3 protein-coding genes are annotated in these 3883 nt (G+C 61.9%); all 3 read left to right on the plus strand.

From position 1 onward, the window contains the following. The coding region (locus tag WCA53_RS24905; protein ID WP_423916696.1) for a hydroxyacylglutathione hydrolase C-terminal domain-containing protein at positions 1-293 on the plus strand (293 nt) is incomplete at its 5' end. 173 nt (positions 294-466) lie between these two features. Further along, the gene (locus tag WCA53_RS24910) at positions 467-2110 is read left to right on the plus strand and encodes a transglycosylase SLT domain-containing protein (RefSeq protein ID WP_423916698.1); all 1644 of its coding nucleotides are present in this window, start codon (positions 467-469) and stop codon (positions 2108-2110) included. Positions 2111-2222: 112 nt separating this feature from the next. Beyond that, positions 2223-3455 carry an MFS transporter gene (locus WCA53_RS24915; protein WP_423916700.1) on the plus strand — a complete coding sequence of 411 codons (1233 nt, stop codon included), beginning with the start codon at positions 2223-2225 and terminating at the stop codon, positions 3453-3455. Positions 3456-3883: the final 428 nt, after the last annotated feature.

The following is a 3883-nucleotide window of genomic DNA, read 5'->3' on the forward strand; positions in this document are numbered from 1 at the left end:
ACGCCACCCTGGTCCATTGCGCCCACGAGTACACCTTATCGAACATTCGCTTTGCCCGTGCCGCCGAACCGGCCAACGCCGCGCTGGCCGCATGGCAGGCCAAAGCTCAGCAAATACGCACGGCCAACCAGCCGACTGTCCCGACCACATTGGCGCACGAGCGCGCAGTCAATCCGTTTCTACGGGTCGATACCGACGATCTCCGGTCCACGCTGGCCGCGCAGTTCAAACGGCCGGTTCGCGATCGTCTCGACGCTTTTACCCTGCTGCGCGGCTGGAAAGACAAATTTTGACGATCCCGCTCAATCCGCCGTCATCAGACGCCAATCTTCATCCCAAACGTTGAAATCCTTTGCATGCCTCGGATTTTGCAGTGTTTTATAGCAATTTGATTGACGGGGAGGGGGCGCTTCCGTACTATCGGGTCCAAATTTCCAAGCACATTTTTTGGAATCTCGAGACGTTCATGCGATTGATTTTCAGCGCGCTCCTCGTCCTGACATTGGCTGCATGTGCCAGCCAGGGCCCGACAGCGACCAACTCCCTCAATTCCCTCCCATCTGCGCAAACGCAGCAAGCTGTAGCCGACGCCATCCGCAAGACCGCCGCCGCCCGCGAAACGATTGACGTTGACAAGACCTCTCTTGATTCACTTTCCGGGCCCGACGGCGACTTATGGGGCCGTATCCGCCGTGGTTTCCAGATTCCCGACCTGCAAAGCGACCTCGTCGACATGCAGGCGAACTGGTATGCGCAGCGCCCGGATTACGTCGAGCGCATGACTGGCCGCTCGCAGAAATACCTGTATCACATCGTCGAGGAGCTCGAGCAACGGCATATGCCGACCGAGCTCGCGTTGTTGCCGTTCATTGAGTCGGCTTATAACCCGCAGGCGTTGTCGGTGGCGAAAGCCGCTGGCATGTGGCAGTTCGTGCCGGGTACGGGCCGCGACTACAACCTGAAGCAGAACATGTTTCAGGACGAACGGCGCGACGTGCTGGCGTCGACGAGCGCGGCGCTCGATTATCTTTCGCGTCTCCACGACATGTTCGGCGACTGGCACCTCGCGCTCGCCGCATACAACTGGGGCGAGGGCAACGTACAGCGCGCGATCGCGAAGAACGAGGCCATGGGCTTGCCGACCGACTACGAAAGCTTGCGCATGCCGAACGAGACGCGCAACTACGTGCCGAAGTTGCAGGCAGTGAAGAATATCGTCATGAACCCGGCGCAATATGGCCTGACGCTGCCGGATATCCCGAATCACCCGTATTTTGTGACCGTCACCACGTCGCGCGATATCGACGTGACGATGGCCGCCAAGCTCGCGGCCATGCCGGTGGAGGAATTCCGCTCGCTGAATCCGTCGTTTGCGAAGCCGGTGATCCTGGGCGCGACCAACCCCCAAATCCTGCTTCCGTTCGATAACGCCAGCACCTTCCAGAAAAACCTGAAGTCGTACTCGGGTGCGTTGTCTTCGTGGACCACGTACACGGTCACCGAGCGCGCAGCGCCCGCCGCCATCGCGCAGAAAATTGGTGTCGATGCGGATACGTTGATGTCGGTGAACCGCATTCCGGCGGGTATGCGCCTGAAGGCGGGCTCGACCATCGTCGTGCCGCGCGGTGACGACGACGACGAGGACATCAGCGCCGATGTCGCCGAAAGCGCGATGCTGGCGGTCGAACCGGATGTTCCCGACACCCGCAAGATGCTGATTCGCGTACGCCGCGCTCAATCGATGTCCACGTTCGCGCAACGCTACAACGTGTCGGTGGGGCAGGTCAAAGGCTGGAACCGTACTCATCGCGATTCGGTCATGCCGGGCCAGTTGATCGTGCTGCATGTGCCGATTGGACGCGCGATGCCCGACGAACCGGGTCCTGTACGCGTCGAAACGGTCGCGGCATCGGGCAAAACGAAGGGTGGCGTGATGCGCATTGGTACGCATGTGCCGACCGCGAAAAACGCTGCGCGCGGCGCTAAAACGGAGCCGGCCAAGGTGACGCGCGTCGCCGAGCCGACGACCGCATCTTCGAAGAAGGCGGTCAAGCCTGTGGCGGCCGCACCGAAGAAAACCGCCGACAAGAAGAAACAGAAACAGGAGTAAATTCTGACCCGCTCGTCAGGAAACCACGCCGTCGCCAAGGTGACGGCGTTTTCAATTGTTCTCGCGCGTTAAACTTTCGCTCCACTTCACTCAGACACCTTCCGAACGTTCTATGGCGTCTTCCGTCCGTCTTCGCGTATTCCTCCTGTTTTCGGCCGGCTATTTCGTCTCGTACGTTTTCCGTGGCGTGAACCTCGGCTTTGCGCCGTACCTCACGCACGATCTGGGTTTGTCGGGCGCCGATCTGGGGCTGCTCACGTCCCTCTACTTCCTCGGCTTCGCGGCGGCGCAAATTCCGGTCGGCGTTTTGCTCGATCGCTTCGGGCCGCGCCGCGTGACCGCCGGCATGCTCATGTTCGCGGCGCTGGGCATCGGCGTGTGCGGAGCGGCGCATAGCCTGGGCGCGATGATGCTGGGCCGGCTGCTGATCGGCGTGGGCGTCTCCGTGTGCCTGAGCGCAGCGTTCAAGGCTCTCGCTCAAGTTCTTCCCGTCGCGCGTCTACCGCTGATGAACGGCCTGACCATGGCGATGGGCGGTCTCGGCGGCGTGGTTGTCGGCTCGCCGCTCGCTTCGCTGCTCGACGTCACCAGCTGGCGCAGCGTGTGTTTTGGCCTGGTCGTATTCACGCTTGCGGTCGCGGCCGTCATCTTCCTGTTCGCGCCGGACAAGCGCGATGCGCACTCCCAGGCGGGCGTGATCATGCAATTCAAAGGCACGTGGCACATCTTGCGCAGCGGCGTGTTCTGGAAGGTCGCGTCGTTCTCGGTCGTCACACAAGGCGTGTTCTACGCGATGCAATCGCTCTGGATACGGCCCTATCTCCTTTACGTCATGGGCCTGAGCGCCGGATACACCGCCGGGCTCGTCTCGGTGCTCGGCTTCGCGATGATGTTCGGCTGCGTGGGCTTCGGCGCAGCCGCGCGCAGCCTCGAGAAGCGCGGCGTCACCGTGTACGCGTTCTGCGGTGTCGGCATGGCGCTGTTCGTTGCGGTGCAGTTGCTGATGCTCGCGCGCCTGCCGATTCCGCCGGCGTTGCTGGTCGCGTGCTACGGGGTGTTCGGCGGGACCGGCATCCTGAGCTATGCGGTCATGACGGAATACTTCCCGACGCACATGATTGGCCGTGTTCACTCGACGCTCACGCTCGTCATCTTCGTGCTGATCTTTGGCTTCCAGGTGGGCATTGGCGCATTCGTATCGATGTGGCCCGCGCAAGGCGGTCACTATCCGGCCGCCGCCCATATGAGCGCGTGGGGCGCCTTGATCGCGTTGCAGATCGCGAGTGCCGTCTGGTACATCCTGCCGGGCCGGGTTCTTGAAAAGAACCGCAGCGTCGCGTCATAGCCTGCCCACGGCCCTCCGGCCAAGGCTCGCAGCACGTTGCATGGAACGCGTCTTGCGTGCGGCGCGTCTCAAATTTGGAGATAGGGGCGGTTTTCGGCTACAATTCAAAGGTTTGAGCAAATCAACCCGCACCCTAGCGCCTACCTCCCACTCACCGTTCATCCGCCGCGCCTCGCAGTACGCGCGCATGCCGCCGAACGCCTGATTTGTGCTTTTGACCATCCGAAGCGCCATCGGCTTATGTCGCGAGTCATGTGCTGAGTCTCGATCCAACGCGATGCGGGTCTGTGCGCGCCAATCATCGGCCGCGCGCGACTCCACGGTCGGATGACAGGTCGGCAACAGGGTGTTCTCCCCAAGGAGCCTCCCGTGTTGCCGTCATTCTCTCCCGCAATCCTCGCACTCGCCGACGGCACGGTCTTTCGTGG

It is taken from the genome of Caballeronia sp. (assembly GCF_049581465.1).
Lineage (GTDB): Bacteria > Pseudomonadota > Gammaproteobacteria > Burkholderiales > Burkholderiaceae > Caballeronia.

Coding starts and splice junctions, on each gene's coding strand:
- WCA53_RS24915 (WP_423916700.1), top strand. CDS start 2,223: ATGGCGTCTTCCGTCCGTCTTCGCGTATTCCTCCTGTTTTCGGCCGGC.
- WCA53_RS24910 (WP_423916698.1), top strand. CDS start 467: ATGCGATTGATTTTCAGCGCGCTCCTCGTCCTGACATTGGCTGCATGT.